This is a genomic window from Micromonospora aurantiaca ATCC 27029, assembly GCF_000145235.1.
Classification (GTDB): Bacteria; Actinomycetota; Actinomycetes; order Mycobacteriales; family Micromonosporaceae; genus Micromonospora; species Micromonospora aurantiaca.
On sequence record NC_014391.1, the window covers coordinates 750,623 to 771,672 of the forward strand.

The 21,050-nt window shown below is 71.4% G+C and carries 18 protein-coding genes; 15 read left to right on the forward strand and 3 right to left on the reverse strand.

Features of this window, described 5'->3' with window-relative positions:
* Positions 1-6 precede the first annotated feature (6 nt).
* The 3 genes from MICAU_RS03810 to MICAU_RS03820 all read left to right on the forward strand — a co-directional run bounded on the left by MICAU_RS03810 (position 7) and on the right by MICAU_RS03820 (position 1,836).
* Positions 7-948 (forward strand): YhjD/YihY/BrkB family envelope integrity protein, encoded by a 942-nt coding sequence (locus MICAU_RS03810; protein WP_013283967.1) that lies wholly within the window; start codon positions 7-9, stop codon positions 946-948.
* A complete protein-coding gene (locus tag MICAU_RS03815; protein ID WP_013283968.1) occupies positions 945-1,319 on the forward strand; it encodes a GntR family transcriptional regulator in 375 nt (124 codons plus the stop codon). Before MICAU_RS03810 ends, MICAU_RS03815 begins: the two co-directional genes overlap by 4 nt.
* A gap of 73 nt (positions 1,320-1,392) precedes the next feature.
* Positions 1,393-1,836 carry a hypothetical protein gene (locus tag MICAU_RS03820; RefSeq protein ID WP_030274101.1) on the forward strand — a complete coding sequence of 148 codons (444 nt, stop codon included), beginning with the start codon at positions 1,393-1,395 and terminating at the stop codon, positions 1,834-1,836.
* A 153-nt stretch (positions 1,837-1,989) separates the two neighbouring features.
* On the opposite strand, the gene MICAU_RS03825 is transcribed toward MICAU_RS03820, so the two are convergent.
* Positions 1,990-3,624, reverse strand: coding sequence for a glycoside hydrolase family 13 protein (locus MICAU_RS03825; RefSeq protein WP_013283970.1), 1,635 nt, complete (start codon positions 3,622-3,624; stop codon positions 1,990-1,992).
* Between the two features lie 266 nt (positions 3,625-3,890).
* A complete protein-coding gene (locus tag MICAU_RS03830) occupies positions 3,891-4,961 on the reverse strand; it encodes a LacI family DNA-binding transcriptional regulator (RefSeq protein WP_013283971.1) in 1,071 nt (356 codons plus the stop codon).
* Between the two features lie 199 nt (positions 4,962-5,160).
* Here MICAU_RS03830 and MICAU_RS03835 point away from each other — a divergent pair, with 199 nt between their 5' ends.
* From MICAU_RS03835 to MICAU_RS03890, 12 genes are all read left to right on the forward strand, one after another.
* The gene (locus tag MICAU_RS03835) at positions 5,161-6,414 is read left to right on the forward strand and encodes a sugar ABC transporter substrate-binding protein (RefSeq protein ID WP_013283972.1); all 1,254 of its coding nucleotides are present in this window, start codon (positions 5,161-5,163) and stop codon (positions 6,412-6,414) included.
* Positions 6,414-8,057: an ABC transporter permease subunit gene (locus MICAU_RS03840; protein WP_013283973.1), complete on the forward strand. Its 1,644-nt coding sequence runs from the start codon at positions 6,414-6,416 to the stop codon at positions 8,055-8,057. The genes MICAU_RS03835 and MICAU_RS03840 overlap by 1 nt, the downstream gene beginning before the upstream one ends.
* Positions 8,054-8,953 carry a sugar ABC transporter permease gene (locus MICAU_RS03845; protein WP_013283974.1) on the forward strand — a complete coding sequence of 300 codons (900 nt, stop codon included), beginning with the start codon at positions 8,054-8,056 and terminating at the stop codon, positions 8,951-8,953. Before MICAU_RS03840 ends, MICAU_RS03845 begins: the two co-directional genes overlap by 4 nt.
* Before the next feature lie 142 nt (positions 8,954-9,095).
* Positions 9,096-10,907, forward strand: coding sequence for a glycoside hydrolase family 13 protein (locus tag MICAU_RS03850; protein ID WP_013283975.1), 1,812 nt, complete (start codon positions 9,096-9,098; stop codon positions 10,905-10,907).
* Positions 10,908-11,123: 216 nt separating this feature from the next.
* Entirely contained in the window at positions 11,124-11,465 is a 342-nt protein-coding gene (locus MICAU_RS03855; protein ID WP_013283976.1) for a hypothetical protein, read from the forward strand.
* Positions 11,466-11,741: 276 nt separating this feature from the next.
* Positions 11,742-12,812, forward strand: coding sequence for a BMP family lipoprotein (locus tag MICAU_RS03860; protein WP_030270517.1), 1,071 nt, complete (start codon positions 11,742-11,744; stop codon positions 12,810-12,812).
* A 121-nt stretch (positions 12,813-12,933) separates the two neighbouring features.
* Positions 12,934-14,589 carry an ABC transporter ATP-binding protein gene (locus tag MICAU_RS03865; protein WP_013283978.1) on the forward strand — a complete coding sequence of 552 codons (1,656 nt, stop codon included), beginning with the start codon at positions 12,934-12,936 and terminating at the stop codon, positions 14,587-14,589.
* A gap of 173 nt (positions 14,590-14,762) precedes the next feature.
* The gene (locus MICAU_RS03870) at positions 14,763-15,950 is read left to right on the forward strand and encodes an ABC transporter permease (protein ID WP_396786743.1); all 1,188 of its coding nucleotides are present in this window, start codon (positions 14,763-14,765) and stop codon (positions 15,948-15,950) included.
* 2 nt (positions 15,951-15,952) lie between these two features.
* Positions 15,953-17,233, forward strand: coding sequence for an ABC transporter permease (locus MICAU_RS03875; RefSeq protein ID WP_013283980.1), 1,281 nt, complete (start codon positions 15,953-15,955; stop codon positions 17,231-17,233).
* A 104-nt stretch (positions 17,234-17,337) separates the two neighbouring features.
* Positions 17,338-18,039, forward strand: a complete 702-nt coding sequence (locus MICAU_RS03880; protein ID WP_013283981.1) for a cytidine deaminase — start codon at positions 17,338-17,340, stop codon at positions 18,037-18,039.
* A gap of 89 nt (positions 18,040-18,128) precedes the next feature.
* Complete coding sequence (locus MICAU_RS03885; protein WP_013283982.1) at positions 18,129-19,409, forward strand: thymidine phosphorylase; 1,281 nt, start codon at positions 18,129-18,131, stop codon at positions 19,407-19,409.
* A gap of 101 nt (positions 19,410-19,510) precedes the next feature.
* Positions 19,511-20,191: a DUF4272 domain-containing protein gene (locus tag MICAU_RS03890; RefSeq protein ID WP_013283983.1), complete on the forward strand. Its 681-nt coding sequence runs from the start codon at positions 19,511-19,513 to the stop codon at positions 20,189-20,191.
* 6 nt (positions 20,192-20,197) lie between these two features.
* On the opposite strand, the gene MICAU_RS03895 is transcribed toward MICAU_RS03890, so the two are convergent.
* Positions 20,198-21,049 carry a putative RNA methyltransferase gene (locus MICAU_RS03895; RefSeq protein ID WP_013283984.1) on the reverse strand — a complete coding sequence of 284 codons (852 nt, stop codon included), beginning with the start codon at positions 21,047-21,049 and terminating at the stop codon, positions 20,198-20,200.
* Between the last annotated feature and the right edge of the window lies 1 nt (position 21,050).

The window sequence follows — 21,050 nt, forward strand, 5'->3', positions numbered from 1 at the left end:
GACGGGGTGAACGTCTTCGGCCGGATCGAGGCGGCGGTGGGGCGCCGCATCGACGCGGCCCGGGGCCGCTCGTCGGTCTTCGACCACGTCTGGCGGGCCGGGACGCTCTACGCCGACCTGCTCGCCGGGCGGCTCGCCGCCGCCATCGCGTACTACGGCTTCTTCGCCGTGTTCGCGCTCGCGCTCGTCGCGTACTGGATCTTCGGCGCGGTGCTGCGCGACAACGAGGAGGTCAGCCGCGGCGCGGCCCACTTCCTGGAGGAGAACCTGCCCTTCCTCGACCCGGTGCAGATCGCCGAGAGCAGCAGCACCGTCGGCGTGGTCGGCCTGGTCATCCTGGTCTTCACCGGCATCGGCTGGGTGGAGGCGATCCGCTCCTCGCAGCGGCTGATGTACGGCTTCAACCAGCAGCCCGGCAACCTCGTGGTGCGGCGGCTTGTCGACCTGGGCGTGCTGGTCGCGGTCTTCGTGCTGCTGTTCGTCTCGGTCGCCGCCGTGGACGCGCTGGAGTCGCTGCTGCGCTTCCTGCTCCGCAGCACCGGCTCGGTGGGCCTGACCACGATCAGCGCGCTGCTGAGCGTGCTCGTCAACGCCGTGCTCGCCGCCGCGCTGCTGCTCGCAGTGCCGCGGCTGCGGATGAGCCGGCGCCGGCTGCGCCCGGCGATCCTGACCATCGCCGTCGGGATCACCCTGCTGAACACCGTGGGGCGTTACTACGTGGTACGCACCGAGCGGAACCCCGCGTACACAGTGGTCGCCACCGCCGTGGGCCTGCTGCTCTACCTCTACCTGCTCAACCAGCTGGTGCTCTTCGGCGCCGCGCTCGCCGCCACCAGCCGGTACGGCCGGGTGGTGGACCTGGCCGAGGGCGGTGCCCGGGAGGTGGACGTGGAGGCGGACGTGCTTGACGAGGAGACGGAACCGGGCACACCGGGGGGAGCGGGATGAGCGCGCGGATCCGGATCGACGCCGAGTCGGCGGTGCCGCCGTACGAGCAGGTGCGGGCGCAGTTCGCCGCGCGCATCGGCGACGGGCGGCTGCCGGTGGGCACCCGGCTCCCGGCCGTGCGGCAGCTCGCCGCCGACCTGGGGCTGGCGGTGAACACCGTGGCGCGGGCGTACCGGGAACTGGAGGGCGCCGGCCTGGTGGAGACGCGCGGCCGGCACGGCACGGTGGTGGCCCCCGGCCGGGACGACGCCACCGACCGGCTGCACCGGGCCGCCGCCGAGTACGCCGCCGAGGCGCGGCGCCTGGGTGTCGCGCCGGAGCGGGCTGTCGCGCTGGTCCGTGCGGCGCTGGACGCCGGTACGCGTGGCTGAGCGTGGTCCCCGAAGCGGGGAGAGTCCGATGAATGCGTTCCCCGGGCCGATGTGCGGCGACCATGATGGGCCGGTGGGCGCACTCGTGACACTGGACCTGCCGGACGACTCCCCGATCCGGAGTCTGCCGTGGATCATCACGTTCGGCCCGCTCGGTGCCGAGGACGACTGGGAGCCGGTGGTCTGCGGCCCGTACGAGCGACCGCACGCGCTGGCGCTGGCCGAGGCGGTGGTGGCCGACGAGCAGTTGATGGCGGTGGTGGAGCCGCTGCTGCCGGCGCTCACACCGGAGGAGATCCGCGGCGAGATCGCGGCCGCGCAGATCGCCGCCGAGGACGAGGCGGCCGAGATCGACCAGGCGGACCTCTACGGCGACTTCGAGGACGTCATCGACGAGGAACTGGAACGGGCCGCCGAACGCGAGCCGGAGCCCGAGCCGGTGGAGGCGCCCGACCGGGAGGAGATCCGGGCCGGGTTCGCCCGGATCGCCGCGCTGCTCACCGCCAAGGGCGGCTGAGGACGCGCGCGCTCCCCGATGGACGCCGGCCCCCCGGGAGCGGACTCCCGAGGGGCCGGGGCCACCTCACCCCCCACCACAAGGGGTCGGCAGCCCAGCCGCCCGTCGGCGCGGGGCACAACGGACGGCCAGGTCGTTGGCGGGTTACCCGGCTCAGCGCCGTTCGAACCACGCAGCCGCGTCCACCGGCAGGACGTGTCCGTCGCCCCGCTCGGTGAGTTCGGCGCTGGCGACGAGCGGGCGGCCGTAGCCGCTCACAGTCACCTCGGCGCCGCTGATGTTCACCACGCAGGTCACCTCGGCGTCCCCGGCGGTGCGGCGGAACGCCAGGACGCCGGGCTCGGTCTCCAGCCAGGTGATGGCGTCCAGGCCGGCCAGCGCCGGGTGCTCGTGCCGGGTGCGCAGCGCGGTCCGGTACAGCTCCAGTGTCGAGCCGGGCACCCCGGTCTGGGCGGCCACCGACAGCGACCGCCAGGTCGCCGGCGCCGGCAGCCAGCTCAGCTCGCTGCCGTCCGGCCCGAAGCCGTACGGGGGCAGCTCGCCGCCCCACGGGATCGGCACGCGGCAGCCGTCCCGGCTCTCCCCGGTGCGCCGGAACGCCGGGTCCTGACGCAGCTCGTCGGGAAGGTCGAGCACCTCCGGCAGGCCCAGTTCCTCGCCCTGGTAGACGTACGCGCAGCCGGGCAGCGCGAACATCAGCAGCGCGGCGGCACGGGCACGGCGCAGGCCGACCTCGCCGTCGCCGTACCGGGTGACGTGCCGCTGCCGGTCGTGGTTGGAGAGCACCCAGGTGGTCGGCGCGCCCACGATCGTGGACTCGGCCAGCGCCGTGTCGATCACCTTGCGGAACGAGTCGGCCGACCAGGTGGCGTCGAGGAAGTCGAAGCTGAACGCCTGGTGCAGCTCGTCCGGGCCGATGTAGCGGGCCAGCCGCTGCGGCGTCTCGGCCCACGCCTCGGCGACCGCCATCCGGCCACCCGGGTAGCTGTCCAGGATCGGCCGCCAGGCGCGGTAGATGTCGTGCACCTCGTCCTGGTCGAAGTACGGCAGCCGGCCCTTGCCCAGCAGCTCGGACTGGCGCTGGCCGGTGGTCATCGAGTTGAAGCCCACGTCCGGCAGGCCCTCGGCCTTGATCATTCCGTGCGCCACGTCGATCCGGAAGCCGTCCACGCCACGGTCCAGCCAGAAGCGCAGCACGTCCTCGAACTCGGCCCGCACCTCCGGGTGGCGCCAGTTCAGGTCGGGCTGGGCCGGGTCGAACAGGTGCAGGTACCACTGGCCGTCGACCACGCGCGTCCACGCCGGACCGCCGAAGATGCTCTCCCAGTCGTTCGGCGGCAGCTCGCCCTGCTCGCCCTTGCCGTCGGCGAACAGGTAGCGCTCACGCTCCGGCGAACCCGGTCCGGCGGCCAGCGCGGCGGCGAACCACGGGTGCGCGCTGGAGGTGTGGTTCGGCACCATGTCCACGATGATCCGCAGGCCGAGCGCGTGCGCGTCGGTGATCATCTCGTCGAAGTCGGTCAGGTTGCCGAACAGCGGGTCGACGTCGCGGTAGTCGGCCACGTCGTAGCCGGCGTCGACCTGCGGCGACGTGTAGAACGGCGTCAGCCAGAGCGCGTCCACGCCGAGGTCGCGCAGGTACGGCAGGCGCTGCCGGATGCCCTGGAGGTCACCCACACCGTCGGCGTTCGCATCAGCGAAGCTGCGGACGTACACCTGGTAGACGACCGCGGACCGCCACCAGTCGTCGTCGGCGGTGCGTGGGGTGGTGCTGGGGACGGAGGTCATCGGTGTCGATCCCGTTCTGTGGCGGCTTCTGGTGCGGCGCAGGGTGTCTGAGCAGAATGCCGCCATCGCACTGCAAGAGTCAAGCATTCCTTGCGCAAGAAATGACGGCCATCACCCGCCGCTGCTCCGGCACCCTCTCCCGAATCCCGGGACACCAACCCACCCTCACCACCCGCCGACTCCCGTCGATCATGAGGTTGACGGCCTTCGTCGCCCGATTTGTCCCCGCCAACCTCATGATCGCCCCCGCTCAAGGGCGGGTGGGGTCAGGCGGGGATGGGGAGGGACGGGGTGGCGGAGCGCTGGCGCTTCGGGGGGTCGGCGGGGCGGGCCACCGCTGTGGAGCCGCGTACCACCAGCTCGGGCCGGAACAGGTACTCGGAGTTCGGGGAGGGGTGGCCGTTGATCTCGTCGACCAGGGCCCGCACCGCGGCCACGGCCATGGCGGCGACCGGCTGGCGCACGGTGGTCAGCGGCGGGTCGGTGAACGCCATCAGCGGGGAGTCGTCGTACCCGACCACGGAGATGTCGCCCGGCACCGACAGCCCGCGCTGGCGGGCGGCCCGGATCGCGCCGAGCGCCATCAGGTCCGAGCCGCAGACCAGCCCGGTCGCGCCGCGCTCGATGAGCCGGCCCGCGGCCGCCTCGCCGCCCTCCACGCCGAACAGGGACAGCTCCGTCAGCTCGGCCAGCTCGTCCTCGCTGATGTCGGTCAGGCGCCCCATCGCGGCCTTGTAGCCGGCGACCTTGCGCTGCACCGGCACGAACCGGTCCGGGCCGGTGATCAGGCCGATCCGGCGGTGCCCGAGCGCGACCAGGTGGGCGACGGCGAGTTCCGCCGACTCGCGGTCGTCGCAGGAGACGAACGGCGCGGGGATGCCGGGGGCGTACCCGTTGATCATGACGATCGGCAGCGGCCGGGCCAGCAGCGTGCGGTAGCGGTCGTGGTCCGCGGCGGTGTCGGCGTGCAGGCCGGAGACGAAGACGATGCCGGAGACCTGCCGGTCGAGCAGCATCTCCACGTACTCGTCCTCGCGGACGCCACCAGGCGTCTGCGTGCAGAGCACCGGCGTGTAGCCGGTGGGGGCGAGCGCGGACTCGATGATCTGGGCGAACGCCGGGAAGATCGGGTTGTCCAGCTCCGGCACGACCAGGCCGACCAGCCCGGCGCTGCGCTTGCGCAGCCGGGCCGGTCGTTCGTAGCCGAGCACATCGAGGGCGGTGAGGACGGCCTGCCGGGTCTCGGGGGCCACACCGGGGCGGTCGTTGAGCACCCGCGACACCGTGGCCTCGCTGACTTCAGCCTGTTGGGCGATGTCGGACAGTCGAGCGCGCATGTGCGGCACTTTAGCCCAACGGCAAAGTCTTGCGTACACTTCTGCAAGCCCTTCCATTCTCTGCAACCTCTTGCTAACGTCCCCGCAACATGCGAGAGCAGCGGCGCAGCATCTCGGCGCCGGTCAGCAAGAACTTTCAGAGGTTTCCACTGGCGGGCCGCCCTTCCCCCGGCGGGCCGCCATGACGACAGGAGTACCGATGCGCATCCGTACCGCGGGTGTGGTCGCCGTCCTCGGCCTGGCGCTCGCCGCCTCCGGCTGTGGTGACAGCGGCAGCGACGACAAGCCGGCCGCCGGCGAGTCCGCCAAGGCGACCGGCGGCAAGCTGGTCATCTGGGCCGACGACAAGCGCACGGCCGCCCTCAAGCCGTTCGCCGAGGAGTTCGGCAAGGAGAACGGCGTGACCGTCGAGGTCCAGGCCGTCTCCAAGGACCTGCAGACCAACTTCGTCACCGCCTCGCAGCAGGGCAGTGGCCCGGACGTCGTGGTCGGCGCGCACGACTGGATCGGCAACCTGGTCCAGAACGGCGCCATCGACCCGGTGCAGCTCCCGGCCGAGCAGAAGTCCGGCTTCAACGAGACCGCCATCAAGGCCGTCACGTTCAACGGCCAGCTCTACGGCGTGCCCTACGCCACCGAGAACGTCGCGCTGATCCGCAACACCGAGCTGGCCCCCGAGGCGCCGAAGACGATCGAGGACCTGGTCGCCGCCGGCAAGAAGCTCAAGGCGGAGAAGAAGGCCAGCGAGATCCTGTGCCTGCAGTCCGGCCAGAACGGCGACGCCTACCACATCTACCCGCTCTACACCTCGGGCGGCGGCTACCTGTTCGGCACCGCGGCGAACGGCGACTACGACCCGAAGGACCTGGGCGTGGGCAAGCCGGAGTCGATCGCTGCCTTCCAGAAGATCGCCAAGCTGGGTGAGAAGGGCGAGGGTGCGCTGAAGCGCTCCATCACCGGCGAGAACTCCATCGCCACCTTCACCGGCAAGAAGTGCGCGTTCCTGGTCTCCGGCCCGTGGGCCGTGGCCGACGCCAAGAAGGCCAACATCTCCTACGACATCTCCCCGGTCCCCGGCTTCGCCGGTGGCAAGGAGGCCCAGCCGTTCGTGGGCGTCCAGGCGTTCTACGTGGCCGCCAAGGGCAAGAACAAGGCCCTGGCCCAGGAGTTCGTCACCAACTACGTGACCAAGCCCGAGCTGGCCGTCGCGCTGTACAAGGCCGAGCCGCGCCCGCCGGCGCTGACCGCCGCCTTCGACCAGGTCAAGGGCGAGGACCCGGACCTGGCCAAGTTCTCCGAGGCCGGAAAGAACGGCCAGGTGCTCCCGGCGATCCCGGCCATGGCCGCGATCTGGGATCCGTTCGGCAAGGCGGAGGCCGCCATCATCGGTGGCGCCGACCCGGCCAAGACGATCACGGCCGCCGGCAAGACCATCCAGGGTCAGATCAAGTAATGAGCGCGCCGCTGTCCGGCCCGGGGTCTGCACCGCAGGCCCCGGGCCGGGAGCCCGTACGCCGTGGGCTCCCGCGCACGTCCCGTACCGCGCGGCAACACGCGCCGATCACCGCGACCGGCCTCGTCGTCAAGGTGGTCCTGCTCGGCCTGGTGGCCGGGATCGCGATCTGGGCGGCCTTCCCGCTCATCGAGGCCGAACACTGGCTCGCGCTGGGCGTCCTGGCGGTCACCACCGCCGGCCTGTTCTACCTCTATCTGAGCCGCCGGCACATCCCGGCCAAGTACCTGGTCCCCGGCACGCTCTTCCTGATCGCGTTCCAGGTCTTCCCGGTGCTCTACACCGCGAGCACCGCGTTCACGAACTTCGGCGACGGCCACCGCGGCAGCAAGGACGACGCGATCGTCGCCGTGCAGACCGCCTCGGTGAAGCAGGTGCCCGGCTCGACCGAGTACAACCTCACCATCGCCACCAAGGGCGACCCGGCGACCGGCGCCCTGACCTTCCTGCTCAGCGACCCGAAGACCAAGGACGTCTTCGCCGGCGACGCGGACGGGCTGCGCAAGCTCGACGCCGCCGACGTCGAGGTGAGCAGCCTCAGCGGCAAGATCACCGCGGCGGACGGCTACACCCTGCTGAACATCGGGCAGGCCAGCAACCGCAGCGACGCCGTCACCGCGCTCATCGTGCCCACCGACGAGGGTGCCATCCGCTCCAACGGCCTGACCCGGGCGTACGAGGGCAAGGCCATCCGGGCGTACGACGCCGGATGCGACTGCGTCAAGGACAGCGAGACCGGCAGGACGTGGACCGCCGACGAGAAGTCCGGCTCCTTCGTCGCCGCCGACGGCGAGCGCCTCGCCCAGGGCTGGAAGGTCGACGTCGGGCTGAAGAACTTCAGCACCGTGCTCACCAACCCGAACATCTCCGGCCCGTTCTTCGGCACGCTCGCCTGGAACTTCGCGTTCGCGATCGGCTCCACCGGGCTGACGTTCCTGCTCGGCATGGCCATCGCGCTCGCGCTGCACTCACCCCGGATGCGCGGCACCAACCTGTACCGGATGGTGCTGATCCTGCCGTACGCCATGCCGTCGTTCGCCATGCTGCTGATCTGGCGGGACATGTTCAACACCGACTTCGGCCTGCTCAACAACCTGTTCGGGCTGGACGTCGACTGGTTCGGCGGCAACTGGTCGGCCCGGATCGCGGTGCTCCTGGTGCAGCTCTGGCTCGGCTACCCGTACATGTTCCTGGTCGCCACCGGCGCCTTGCAGGCCATTCCGCGGGAGCTGACCGAGGCGACCTCGGTCGACGGCGCGTCGCCCTGGCAGTCGTTCCGGGCGGTCACCCTGCCGCTGCTGCTGGTGGCGCTGTCGCCGCTGCTGATCGCGTCGTTCGCGTACAACTTCAACAACGTCAACGCGATCCTGTTCACCACCGAGGGCGGCCCGTTCGCGCCGGACAACCCGACCAACGGCGCCACCGACCTGCTGATCACCTACACGTACCGGCTCGCGTTCGGCGCACAGGGCGCCGAGTTCGGCCTGGCCGCCACCGTCTCGATCTTCATCTTCGCGATCGTGGCGACGGTGTCGGCGATCAGCTTCCGGCGGACCCGCAAGCAGGAGGAGGTGTACTCGTGACCACCATCGCGGAGACGCCCACGACCACCCGCCGGCCGGCCCGCCGCTCGCGCGGCCGCTGGTTCGCACAGGTGGGCTGGCGGCACCTGGTCGGAGTGCTGGCGGTGGCGTTCAGCCTCTTCCCGATCCTGTTCGTGATCTCGGCGGCGTTCAACCCGCTCGGCACGCTCTCCTCCACCGAGCTGCTGCCGACCGGGGCGTCGCTGGAGAACTTCACGAACCTGTTCGACAAGACCGCGTTCGGCCACTGGTTCCTCAACTCGCTGCTGCTCGCGGGCGTGGCCAGCTTCGCGTCGATCTTCCTGTCGTCGCTCGCGGCGTACGCGTTCTCCCGGATGCGCTTCGCCGGGCGCCGGGTCGGCCTGCTCGCGCTGCTGCTGATCCAGATGTTCCCGCAGTTCCTGGCGATCGTGGCGATCTTCCTGATCTTCACCACGCTCACCGACCTCTACCCGGTGATCGGGTTCAACACCCCGTGGGGCCTGTTCCTGCTCTACATGGGTGGGGCGCTCGGCGCGAACACCTGGCTGATGAAGGGCTTCTTCGACACGCTGCCGAAGGAGCTGGACGAGTCGGCGACCATGGACGGCGCGTCGCACGTGCAGGTCTTCTTCCGGATCATGCTGCCGCTGGTGGCGCCGATCCTGGCGGTGACCGGCCTGCTCGCGTTCATCGGGTCGATCAACGAGTTCATCATCGCCAACGTGTTCCTCACCGAACCCGAGTCGAAGACCCTCGCGGTCGGCATGTTCGGCCTGGTCGCGGGCGAGCGCAACAACAACTTCGGGATGTTCGCGGCGGGCACGCTGCTCACCGCGATCCCGACGGTGCTGGTGTTCCAACTGCTCCAGCGCTACATCGTCTCCGGACTCACCTCCGGAGCGGTCAAGGGCTGAGCCTCCTCGGCTCACGCTGCGGCAAGGGCGTCGTGTCGGCGTACACCGGAGCGGTTCTCGGGCGGACCGCCGCGGTCGGGTGAACCGACCGCGGCGGGTGCCCGCCCCCTCTCCCTGTCGGTACGACGCGAAAGGCAGCACCATGTCCCTTCAGCCGCACCACGACGGCTCCGCAACCTACGTCCCGGAGCAGGAGCCCGCGCTCGGGCAGACCGTGCCGGTCTTCGTCCGGGTACCGGCCGGAACCGGCGTCTCCCAGGTACACGTGCGCACCACCGGCGACGGCGAGCCGCGCTTCGCCGAGGCGCGGATCGACCGCACCGAGAACGGCGACGTGTGGTGGCGGGCCGACGTCGAGGTCCGCAACCCGGTCAGCAACTACCGCTTCCTGCTCGACGGCGAACGCGGCACCCGCTGGCTCAACGCGGCCGGGCTGGCCGGCCACGACGTGCCGGACAACGGCGACTTCAAGCTGGTCAGCTACGCCCCGCCGCCGGCCTGGGCCCGGGACGCGGTGATCTACCAGATCTTCCCGGACCGGTTCGCCCGCTCGGCCGCCGCCGACGGCCGGACCGCGCCGGACTGGGCGATTCCGTGCGACTGGGACACCCCGGTCGTCGGCCGCGGCCCGGAGACGCCCCACCAGTTCTACGGCGGCGACCTCGACGGCGTCACCGAGCACCTGGACCACCTGGACCGGCTCGGCGTCAACACCGTCTACCTCACGCCGGTCTTTCCGGCGCGGTCCAACCACAGGTACGACGCGTCGAGCTTCGACACCGTCGACCCGCTGCTCGGCGGCGACGCGGCGCTGGCCCGGCTCGCCGACGCGGTGCATGCCCGGGGCTGGCGGCTGCTCGGCGACATCACCAGCAACCACACCGGCGACGCCCACCACTGGTTCACCGCCGCCGTCTCCGACGTCAACGCGCCCGAACGGGAGCTGTACTACTTCGACCTGCCCGGCTCGGACTACGAGTCGTGGAACGGGGTGAAGTCGCTGCCGAAGCTGAACTGGGGCAGCGCCGAACTGCGCCGCCGGTTCGCCACCGCCGAGGACTCGCTGCTGCGCCGCTGGCTGCGCCCGCCGTACGGGCTGGACGGCTGGCGGGTGGACGTGGCGAACATGACCGGGCGGCGCGGTGCGGACGCGTACACCCACGAGGTGGCGCGGCTGCTGCGCGAGGTGGTCGCCGACACCCGGCCGGACGGGCTGCTGCTCGCCGAGCACGGCCACGACCACACCGGTGACCTGGACCGCGACGGCTGGCACGGGACGATGAACTACGTCGGCTTCACCGACCCGGTCTGGTCCTGGCTGCGCCACGGCGACGAGCCGGTGCCGAACTTCCTCGGCACCCCGGGCGGGGTACGGCGGCGCGACGCGGGCGCGGTGCTCGCCACCATGAACACCTACCGGTCGCTGGTGTCCTGGCGGTCGTACACGCACTCGTGGCAGCTGCTCGGCTCGCACGACTCGGCCCGGATCCGCACCGTGGTCGGCGACGCGGCCCGGCAGGAGGTGGCGGCCGGACTGCTCGCCACCATGCCCGGCACGCCTGTGGTCTTCGCCGGGGACGAGCTGGGCCTGACCGGCACGAACGGCGAGGGCTCGCGTACCCCGATGCCGTGGCACCGGCGCCAGAGCTGGGACCGGCGCACGTTCGACGCGTACCGGTCGTTGCTGACGCTGCGCCGCGACGAGCCGGCGCTGCGGCACGGCGGCCTGCGGTGGGTGCACGCGGACGCGGACACGCTGGTCTTCCTGCGCGAGGCGCCCTCGTCGACGGTGCTGGTGCTGGCCCGCCGCGCCCCCGGCACCCCGGTCCGCCTGACCGGCGTGGGAGCCGGAGACAACGTCTACGGCGACGCCCCCGCCCTCCACCCCGACGCCGACGGCACGGTGACCCTCCCCGCGGACGGCCCCACGTTCCAGGTCTGGCGCCTGCGCTAGCCCTCGCCCCACCCACCCACCCACCCACCCACTCTCCCGCCCCCGCGATCTTGCGGTTCCGGCCCGTGGCGCGCGGCATTCGTCCCGGAGCCGGGGCGGTAACTGCAAGATCGCGGGGGAGGGGGGCGGGAGGGGGCGGGAGGGCGGGTCACGGTATGACGGCAGGTCGGCGGGGTGACTACTACGAAGCGTCGTTGATGAGGGAGGATGGGCCGCGTGGAAGCTCTTCGACTGATTCTTCTCTACGTCCATCTGATCGGCTTCGCGCTGCTGCTCGGTGGTGCGATCGCCCAGTACGTCACCGGCCGGCTGCGGATCAACGCCGCCATGCTCTGGGGCGCGATCATCCAGATCCTCACCGGCATCGGGCTGTCCGCTCCGCTGCGGGACGGGGACGAGCCGGCCCCGGCGAAACTTGTTACCAAGTTGGTGCTCGCGCTGCTCATCTTCGTCATGGTCTTCTTCTCCCGTAAGCGGGAGACCGTCAACCGTGGCCACTTCCTCGCGATCGTCGGGTTGACGCTGGTCAACGCTGCCGTCGCGGTGTTCTGGCGTTAGTTCGCCAGGAGTCGGGGAAGCTCGGGAAAACGGACGTTCGCGACACCACCGTGCGCGCCTGCCGGCATGAGAAGTGACGTGCCCCACCCAAGGGTTACACCGGGGTAACAGACGCTCAACAGTCGTGCACGATTGTCGGCCGGTGGGTGGGCGCGGGCGTACGCTCCCGTCCGTAACGTGGGACGCCGGCGGCACACCGCAGGCCGGCGAAGGGCTGTGCACCGCGCACGACGCGGTGTGCAAGGGGAAGGAGACGTCTTGCGCTCTGTGCGTGGGATGCGGATCGCCTCCGCCATCGTGGCGGGTGGACTCGTGCTGGGCGCTGCCGCGTGTGGTGAGGCTCCGGACGACGACAAGAACGCCGGCGGCGACGGTGGCAAGAAGTTCAGCGCCTGCATGGTGACCGACGTCGGCGGCATCGACGACAAGTCCTTCAACGCCTCGGCCTGGAAGGGCCTCCAGGAGGCGCAGAAGGAGAACGACAAGATCGAGATCAAGAACGTCCAGTCGAAGGCCGAGGCGGACTACGAGGTCAACCTGACCGGGTTCGTCAACCAGAAGTGCGACTTCATCCTGGCCGTCGGTGGCCTGATGTCGGACGCCACCAAGGCGGCGGCTGAGAAGAACCCGAACCAGCAGTTCGGCATCGTCGACGCCAACCCGGGTGTGTCGAACGTCTACCCGATGCAGTTCGACACCGCGCAGGCCGCGTTCCAGGCCGGTTACCTGGCCGCCGGGATGAGCAAGTCCGGCAAGGTCGGCACCTACGGTGGCCTGCCGATCCCGCCGGTCACCATCTTCATGGACGGCTTCGCCGACGGCGTGGCGTACTACAACAAGGCCAAGAGCAAGAACGTCCAGGTTCTGGGCTGGGACAAGGCCGCCCAGAAGGGCTCCTTCGCGAACTCGTTCGAGAAGCAGGACGAGGGCAAGAAGGTCTCCGACGCGCTGGTCGCTCAGGGCGCCGACGTCGTGATGCCGGTCGCCGGTGGCGCCGGTCTCGGCACCACCTCCGCGGCCAAGGCCGCGGGCGGCAAGTACTCGGTCGTCTGGGTGGACATCGACGGCTGCGAGAGCACCCCGGACTGCGGGGTGATCCTGACCACCGTCGTCAAGAACATCCCCGAGGCCGTCAAGGAGGCCGTGGTGAAGGCCGCCGGTGGCGAGAAGCTCCAGTCCACCCCGGGCTTCGTCGGCACGCTGGCCAACACCGGCGTCTCGATCGCCCCGTACCACGACTTCGAGAGCAAGGTCCCCGCGGACCTGAAGGCCGAGGTCGACAAGATCAAGGCGGACATCGCCGCCGGCACCATCACCGTCACCTCGAAGGCCCAGCCGACCAAGTGACGGTCCCGCCGGCCGCCGCGGTGCGATCATCGGCAGCGGGGGCCGGCGGGCACCAGGTTTGACGATCCGGCCGTCCCGGCGCAACGGGGAAGGTACCCCGGCGCCGGGGCGGCCGATCACCTTGAATCCCCCGAACATCCCCACCCGGCGTGGTGGCGGCGCGGCAGGTCGCTACGCTGCACCATCGCTCGCACTCCAGGAGGTTGCGCTGAGACTCGAACTGCGCGGCATCACCAAACGGTTCGGTGATCTGGTCGCCAACGACCACATCGACCTGACGGTGGAGCCTGGAGAGATCCACGCCCTGCTCGGCGAGAACGGCGCCGGCAAGTCGACCCTGATGAACGTGCTCTACGGCCTCTACCAGCCGGACGAGGGCGAGATCCTGGTCGACGGCAAGCCGCTGAAGCTCAAGGGCCCGTCGGACGCGATCGCCGCCGGGATCGGGATGGTGCACCAGCACTTCATGCTGGTACCGGTCTTCACCGTGGCCGAGAACGTGATGCTCGGCGCCGAGCAGGTCAGGGGGCCCTTCGCCGGCATCCTCGACCGCCGGCGTGCCCGGCGCGAGGTCGCCGAGGTCTCCGAGCGGTACAACCTGCGCGTCGACCCGGACGCGGTGATCGAGGACCTGCCGGTCGGCATCCAGCAGCGGGTGGAGATCGTCAAGGCCCTCACCCGCGACGTCGACCTGCTGATCCTCGACGAGCCCACGGCCGTGCTCACGCCGCAGGAGACCGAGGAACTGCTCACCGTCATGCGGTCGCTCAAGGCCGCCGGCAAGTCGATCGTGTTCATCACCCACAAGCTGGGCGAGGTGAAGGCGATCGCCGACCGGATCACGGTGATCCGGCGCGGGAAGACCGTCGGCACCGCCGAGCCGAGCGCCAGCCGGGACGAGCTGGCCGCGCTGATGGTGGGACGCAGCGTCCGGCTGACGGTGGACAAGAAGCCTGGCACCCCCGGCAAGCCGATCCTGGAGGTCGCCGGCCTGGTCGTGGACGACGACCGGCAGGTACGCGCGGTCGACGGCGTCGACCTCACGGTGCACGCCGGCGAGGTGCTCGGCGTGGCGGGCGTGCAGGGCAACGGCCAGACCGAGCTGATCGAGGCGATCATGGGCCTGCGCCCGGTGCTCGCCGGCACGATCAGCCTCGACGGCGAGCCGACGCACGGCTGGTCGACCAAGAAGGTGCTCCGCGCCGGCGTCGGCTACGTGCCGGAGGACCGCAGCGTGGACGGCCTGGTCAAGGAGTTCTCCGTGGCGGAGAACCTGGTGCTCGACATCTACGACCGGCCGCCGTTCGGCAAGGGCCTGTCGCTCAAGCCCGAGGCCATCGCGAAGTCGGCGCGGGAGCGGATCGAGCAGTTCGACGTCCGTACCTCCTCGGCCGACGCGGCGGTCGGCACGCTCTCCGGCGGCAACCAGCAGAAGGTGATCGTGGCCCGGGAGCTGTCCCGGCCGCTGAAGCTCTTCATCGCCGCCCAGCCCACCCGGGGCGTGGACGTCGGCTCGATCGAGTTCATCCACAGCCGGGTCATCCGCGAACGGGACATCGGCACCGCGGTCATGGTGGTCTCCAGCGAACTGGACGAGGTGATCGGCCTGGCCGACCGGATCGCGGTCATGTACCGCGGGCGGATCATCGGCATCGTCGGCCCGGACACCCCGCGTGAGGAGATCGGCCTGCTGATGGCTGGCATCACCCCGGACGCCGCCACCCCGGACGCCGCCACCGCGACCGAGGACGGCCCTGGCAACGAGGACGAGGCATGACCAACCCGAACCCCGTCTCGGGCTCGCCGGACAAGGAACCGGCGACCGAGGCGCAGGAGTCGCTGAGCGAGGCCCGGGCGACGCCGACGCAGCCGGCCGGTGACACCGAGCAGACGGTCCCCGCCACCGCGACCGCGAAGAAGCCGGACCCGGCCGGGGAGTCCCGCCCCAGCATGGGCCGGCTCTTTCTGGACAACCTCTGGGCGGCCAACACGCTCACCGTGACGGTGCTCGCGGTGCTGCTGGCGATGGTGGTCGGCGCGGTGCTGATCATCGTGTCCGACCCCGAGGTGCTCGCCACCTACAGCTACATCACCGCCCGTCCCACCGACGCGCTGAACGCCAGCTGGACTGTGGTCAGCGAGGCGTACGCGAACCTGTTCAAGGGCGCGATCTTCGACCCGGACGCGGTCGGCTTCACCGCCGCCATGAGCCCGATCTCGGAGACGCTCACCTACGCCGCGCCGCTCGTCTTCACCGGCCTGTCGGTGGCGCTCGCCTTCCGCGGCGGCCTGTTCAACATCGGCGCCCAGGGCCAGGCGACGATCGCCGTCATCCTGGCCGCCGTGGCCGGCTTCGCGCTGCCGCTGCCGCCCGTCGTGCACCTGCTGGTGGCGCTGATCGCCGGCGCGCTCGGCGGCGCGCTCTGGGGCTTCATCCCCGGCATCCTCAAGGCACGGGCCGGCGCGCACGAGGTGATCAACACGATCATGCTCAACTACGTGGCGGTCTACTTCCTGTCCTGGATCATCGTCCAGAACGGGGTGCAGAACCCGAACCGGGCGGACGCGATCAGCAAGCCGGTCGACTCCACCGCGCAGCTGCCCCGGCTGCTCGGCGAAGACCTGCGGGTGCACGCCGGCATCCTGCTCGCGGTGGCGGCCACCTGGTTCATCGCCTGGCTGCTCAACCGCTCCACGCTCGGCTTCGAGCTGCGGGCCGTGGGCGCGAACCCGGACGCGGCCCGGACCGCCGGCATCAGCGTCACGAAGACGTACGTGCTGGTGATGGTGTTCGCGGGCATGCTGGCCGGTCTCGGCGGCTCGACCATGGTGCTCGGCACCACCGCCACCGCGCTGACCCCGCTGGTGATCGCGCAGATCGGCTTCGACGGCATCCTGGTCGCGCTGCTCGGCCGCGTGAAGCCGTGGGGCGTGCTGCTGGCCGCGCTGCTGTTCGGCGCGCTCCAGGCCGGCGGCAACCGGATGCAGTCGTACTCCGGCATCTCGCTGGAACTGGTCACCGTGCTCCAGGCGCTCATCGTCATCTTCATCGCCGCGCCTGCCCTGGTGAAGACGATCTTCCAGCTCCGGGCGGCCCGCGCCGCCCGGTTGCAGACGAGCCTCGCGAAGGGCTGGTGAGCATGTCCACCACCGCTGTCCCCGAGGTCGCCGTTACCGCGGTCGACGAGGGTTTCTGGACCCGCAACCGGAAGATCGGCGCGGTCCTGCTGGCGCTCGGTGTGCTCGCGGCGGTGCTGTTCGGCGCGCTCGCGACCGACCAGCACGCGCGGTTCACGCTCAGCGAGACCGAGGGCGGGGCCGCCCTGGAGATCAACGGTACGGTCGGCGCGATCCTGTTCGGGCTGATCACCGCCGCGGCCGGAGGCGCGCTGCTGGCCGGTGTGCCGAAGCGCTGGTTCACGTTGCTGCTCGGCGCCGGGCTGGTCGCCTTCGTGCTGAGCTTCCTGTGCTGGCAGGTCTCGGCCGCGCCCGAGGGCCGCAACTTCATGCCGCTGGTGAACGTCGTCCGCGGCACGTTCATCCTGGCCCTGCCGCTGATCTTCGGCGCGCTCGCCGGTGTGCTCTGCGAGCGTTCCGGCGTGGTGAACGTGGCGATCGAGGGCCAGCTCCTGATGGGCGCCTTCTCCGGTGCGCTGTTCGGCAGCATGTCCGGCAGCGTCTGGGTGGGCCTGGTGGCCGCCGCCATCGGTGGCGCGTTCATCTCGTTCCTGCTGGCCGTGTTCTCCATCCGCTACCTGGTCGACCAGGTGGTCATGGGCATCGTGCTCAACCTGCTCGCGGTCGGCATCACCGGCTTCCTGTACGAGCGGCTGATGCAGACCGACGCGGCGAAGTACAACAGCGCGCCCCGGTTCGGCAACTGGGAGATCCCGCTGCTGTCCGACATCCCGCTGCTCGGTCCGGCGCTGTTCCGGGGCAACATCTTCCTCTACGTCGGCCTGCTGCTGGTGCTCGTCATCCACCTGGCGCTGTTCCGTACCCGGTGGGGCCTGCGGACCCGCTCGGTCGGCGAGCACCCGACCGCCGCGGACACGCTGGGCGTGAAGGTGCTGCGGCTGCGCTACCGCAACGTGATCCTGGCCGGTCTGGTGGCAGGCGTCGGCGGCGCCTCGTACACGCTGGCGCTCTACTCGTTCACCAAGAACATGATCGGCGGTAAGGGCTTCATCGCCCTGGCCGCGCTGATCTTCGGCCGGTGGAGCCCGACCGGCGCGCTGCTGGCGGCGCTGTTCTTCGGCTTCGCCGACCAGCTCGCCACCTACCTGGGCGCGATCGGCAGCAGCATCCCGAGCCAGTTCCTGGCGATGCTGCCGTACCTGGCGACGATCCTGGCCGTGGCCGGGCTGGTCGGCAAGGTCCGGGCGCCGGCCGCCGACGGCAAGCCGTACATCAAGGGCTGACCGCCCGCCGCGACACCGTGCCCGGCGGGGCGACCCGCCGGGCATCGTCGTCTCCGGCCGCACCCGCGACCGATCGGCGTTGATTGGGCAGAATGGGGGTTGTGATGGAGATCGACTGGGAGCGGCTGCGTACCGCCGCCACCGAGGTCATGCGGCACGCCTACGTGCCGTACTCGAAGTTCCCGGTGGGTGCCGCCGCGCTCGTCGACGACGGCCGGGTCGTGGTCGGCTGCAACGTGGAGAACGCCGGCTACGGCGTCACGCTCTGCGCCGAGTGCGGCGTGGTCTCGCAACTGCACGCGACCGGCGGAGGCCGGATCGTGGCGCTGTCCTGCGTCGACGCCACCGGTGAGCCGCTGATGCCGTGCGGCAGGTGCCGGCAGCTGCTCTGGGAGCAGGGCGGGCCGGAGTGCCTGGTCGAGGCGAAGGGCGGACCGCTGCGGATGGCGGAGCTGCTGCCGCACGCCTTCGACGTGGCCGACATCGAGGCGGTGACCGGCGAGCACCCGGTGCCCGTGGTGCCGGACCGGCTGGCCGCCTGGCGGGGCCGGGGCACCGTGTTCGTGCACCCCGACCTGTCGGCCGGGCAGCAGGTCTGGACGACGTACTGGGAGCGGTCGTCCGGTGAGACCGAGGACGCCGAGACCGGCGTGCTGGAGGAGGGGTCGACCTGGGACGACCCGGCCGAGGCGATCGCGTGGGGACTGGCGCGGACGCCGCGCGTGGTCGTGGTGGACGCCTCGGGGACGATCTTCTGGGCTGGTGAGGGTGAGCCTCCCACGGAGATTCCGGTCCGCTGGGGTTGAGTCGGGGTTGCGGTTGGGGCCGGGGCCGACCTGGTCACCGTTCGCGGGTCGGTGCGGCCACGCGCGATCAACTGATTGGATCTTGAGAAGTGAGTGCTTTTACGGCGGTTGACGTCATCCGGGCGAAGCGGGACGGGGGTGTGCTGAGCGACGGGCAGATCGACTGGGTGGTCGACGCGTACACCAAGGGTCTGGTCGCCGACGAGCAGATGTCGGCGCTGGCCATGGCGATCCTGCTGCGCGGCATGACCGCCCCGGAGATCGCCCGGTGGACCGCCGCCATGATCGCCAGCGGCGAGCGGCTCGACCTGTCGCCGGTGTCCCGGCCGACGGTGGACAAGCACTCCACCGGCGGCGTCGGTGACAAGATCACCCTGCCGCTGACCCCGCTGGTGGCCGCGTGCGGCGCGGCGGTGCCGCAGCTGTCCGGCCGGGGCCTGGGCCACACCGGCGGCACGCTGGACAAGCTGGAGTCGATCCCGGGCTGGCGGGCGGCGCTCACCAACGACGAGTTCATCGCCCAGCTCCGCGACGTGGGGGCGGTTATCTGCGCGGCCGGCGACGGGCTCGCCCCGGCCGACCGCAAGCTGTACGCGTTGCGCGACGTCACCGGCACCGTCGAGGCGATCCCGCTGATCGCCAGCTCGATCATGAGCAAGAAGATCGCCGAGGGGACCGGCGCGCTGGTGCTCGACGTGAAGGTCGGCTCCGGCGCGTTCATGAAGAACGTCGACGACGCCCGCGAGCTGGCCCGCACCATGGTCGAGCTGGGCGGCGCGCACGGCGTACGGACGGTCGCCCTGCTCACCGACATGTCCACCCCGCTCGGCCTCGCAGTGGGCAACGCGGTCGAGGTGACCGAGTCGGTGGAGGTGCTCGCCGGTGGCGGTCCGGCCGACGTGGTGGAGCTGACGCTGGCACTGGCCCGGGAGATGCTCGACGCGGCCGGGCTGCCGGACGCCGACCCGGAGGCGGCACTGCGGGACGGCCGGGCGATGGACTCCTGGCGCACGATGATCCGGGCGCAGGGCGGTGACCCGGACGCACCGATGCCCACCGCGAACGAGGTCGAGCTGGTCACCGCCACCGAGGACGGCTGGGTCGCCGACGTCGACGCGTACGCGATCGGGGTGGCCGCGTGGCGTCTCGGCGCGGGCCGGGCCCGCAAGGAGGACCCGGTGAGCATCCCGGCCGGCGTGGTGCTGCACAAGCGCCGCGGTGACCGGGTGCGCGTCGGCGACCCGCTGTTCGAGCTGCGGGCCGAGCACGCCGAGCGGATGCCCGCCGCGCTGGACGAGGCGCGCCGCGCGGTGCGGGTGGCACCGGACGCGCCGGACGCGACGCCTCTGGTCGTCGAGCGGATCGGCTGACCGGGACCGGCCATGGTGCCGGCCCGGCCGGAGCCGCTATCCTCCCAGGCCAGGGGGGATCGGCCGGCGACGAGCCGAGGTGAGCAGACAGGGGCTTGACCGTGCGCGTACCCGCTCCCGATCCCCGGGCCGTCCGGGAGGCGAGCCTGGACGAGTTGTCCCGGCTGGGTCTTCCGCTGCCGCCGCCGCAGTTCCCGCTGGTGTGGGAGCCGGGCGACGAGATCGAGCTGCGTCCGACCCCGGAGATCGAGGCCCGGATCGCGGTGCTGCACGTGATCCTGGCCCGTTGCTTCGGGATGCCCGCCCGGGCGGCGATGGGCTGGCTGCTGGAGTCGCACCTGGTCGACTCGGTGACGCCGCCGGAGTGGCAGTTCGTGATGGGCGGCCGGGGCGACCACAGGTCGTTCGTGCTGCACCACGACGCCCTGTTCTCGCTGGCCTGGGTGCTCGGGCTGGCCAAGGAGCTGGACCCGACGGTGCCGGTGGACGAGCGGCTGGTCGAGCGGATGCCGAACCTGGTCGCGGGGGAGACGTTCGGCCAGTGGCGGGCCCGGATCCTGGCCGCGCCGCAGCATCCCGGTGACGCCGCGGCACTGTTGGACCTGCACTACTGCCTCGACTGGGCGTACCTGGAGACCGAGAAGGCGGGTGGCGCGCTGCCGGGGCTGGTGGACGCCAACGCGATCGGGCAGCGCCGGTGGGCGCTGGAGTGGGCGGTGGTGCTGCGCGGGCCGTACCACGACGAGCCGCCGGGCTGGGAAGAGGTCGACCTCTCCACCTGAGCGGGGTCAGCGCGGGCGGTGCACGCCGAGCCGGACCGAGAGCGTGACCGGCACCGGCTCGGGCAGCGCGGCGATGCGCGCGGCGAGCCGTCGCGGGTCGGCGTGCCAGGCGCTCGGTCCCATCCCGACGAGCGTGGTGACCTCGGCGCGGGTCAGCGCGAGCCGGGCCCGGTGCCCGGTCGCGGACTCCTCGGCGAAGTGGGCGCCGAGGCTGCCGGCGACCCGGTCGGCCTTGTCCGGGTCGACCCGCAGCAGGTCCAGCGCGTCGACGAGTTCGGTCAGGTGGTCGGCGGCCGGGGTGACCACCAGCAGCGCGCCGCCCGGGTCGAGCACCCGGTGGAACTCCGGGCCGTTGCGCGGCGCGAACACGTTCAGCAGCACTGAGGTGGACCGGTCGGCCAGGGGCAGCCGCTGCCAGGTGTCGGCGAGCGCGGCGGCGGCCCGCGAATGCGCCCGGGCCGCGCGGCGCAGCGCCGGCTTGGAGACGTCCAGGGCCAGGCCGGCGGCCTCAGGCAGCGCCGCCAGCACCGCCGCGAGGTAATGCCCGGTCCCGGCGCCGGCATCCACGACCAGGGGGTACGCGTCGGAGCCCGCGACGCGTACCGCTGTGGTCGCCAGCGCGGCGGCGACGGCGTCGTAGTGGCCGGCGGCGAGGAAGCCGGCGCGGGCGGCGACCATCTCGGCGCTGTCCCCGGTGTGCGGGGCGCGGCCGGCGAGCAGGTTCACGTATCCCTGCCGGGCGATGTCGAAGCTGTGCCCGCGCGGGCAGCGCAGCGCGCGTGCGGTGCCGGCGGTGGTCTCGGTGAGCGGCTCGGCGCAGACCGGGCAGCGCAGCCGGGCGAGGATGCGATCGTCCACG

Bases quoted from the DNA above. Each gene is read 5' to 3' on its own strand.
- MICAU_RS03815 (WP_013283968.1), top strand. From the start codon at position 945: ATGAGCGCGCGGATCCGGATCGACGCCGAGTCGGCGGTGCCGCCGTAC.
- MICAU_RS03825 (WP_013283970.1), bottom strand. From the start codon at position 3,624: ATGACCTCCGTCCCCAGCACCACCCCACGCACCGCCGACGACGACTGG.
- MICAU_RS03830 (WP_013283971.1), bottom strand. From the start codon at position 4,961: ATGCGCGCTCGACTGTCCGACATCGCCCAACAGGCTGAAGTCAGCGAG.
- MICAU_RS03835 (WP_013283972.1), top strand. From the start codon at position 5,161: ATGCGCATCCGTACCGCGGGTGTGGTCGCCGTCCTCGGCCTGGCGCTC.
- MICAU_RS03840 (WP_013283973.1), top strand. From the start codon at position 6,414: ATGAGCGCGCCGCTGTCCGGCCCGGGGTCTGCACCGCAGGCCCCGGGC.
- MICAU_RS03850 (WP_013283975.1), top strand. From the start codon at position 9,096: ATGTCCCTTCAGCCGCACCACGACGGCTCCGCAACCTACGTCCCGGAG.
- MICAU_RS03860 (WP_030270517.1), top strand. From the start codon at position 11,742: ATGCGGATCGCCTCCGCCATCGTGGCGGGTGGACTCGTGCTGGGCGCT.
- MICAU_RS03870 (WP_396786743.1), top strand. From the start codon at position 14,763: ATGGGCCGGCTCTTTCTGGACAACCTCTGGGCGGCCAACACGCTCACC.
- MICAU_RS03875 (WP_013283980.1), top strand. From the start codon at position 15,953: ATGTCCACCACCGCTGTCCCCGAGGTCGCCGTTACCGCGGTCGACGAG.
- MICAU_RS03880 (WP_013283981.1), top strand. From the start codon at position 17,338: ATGGAGATCGACTGGGAGCGGCTGCGTACCGCCGCCACCGAGGTCATG.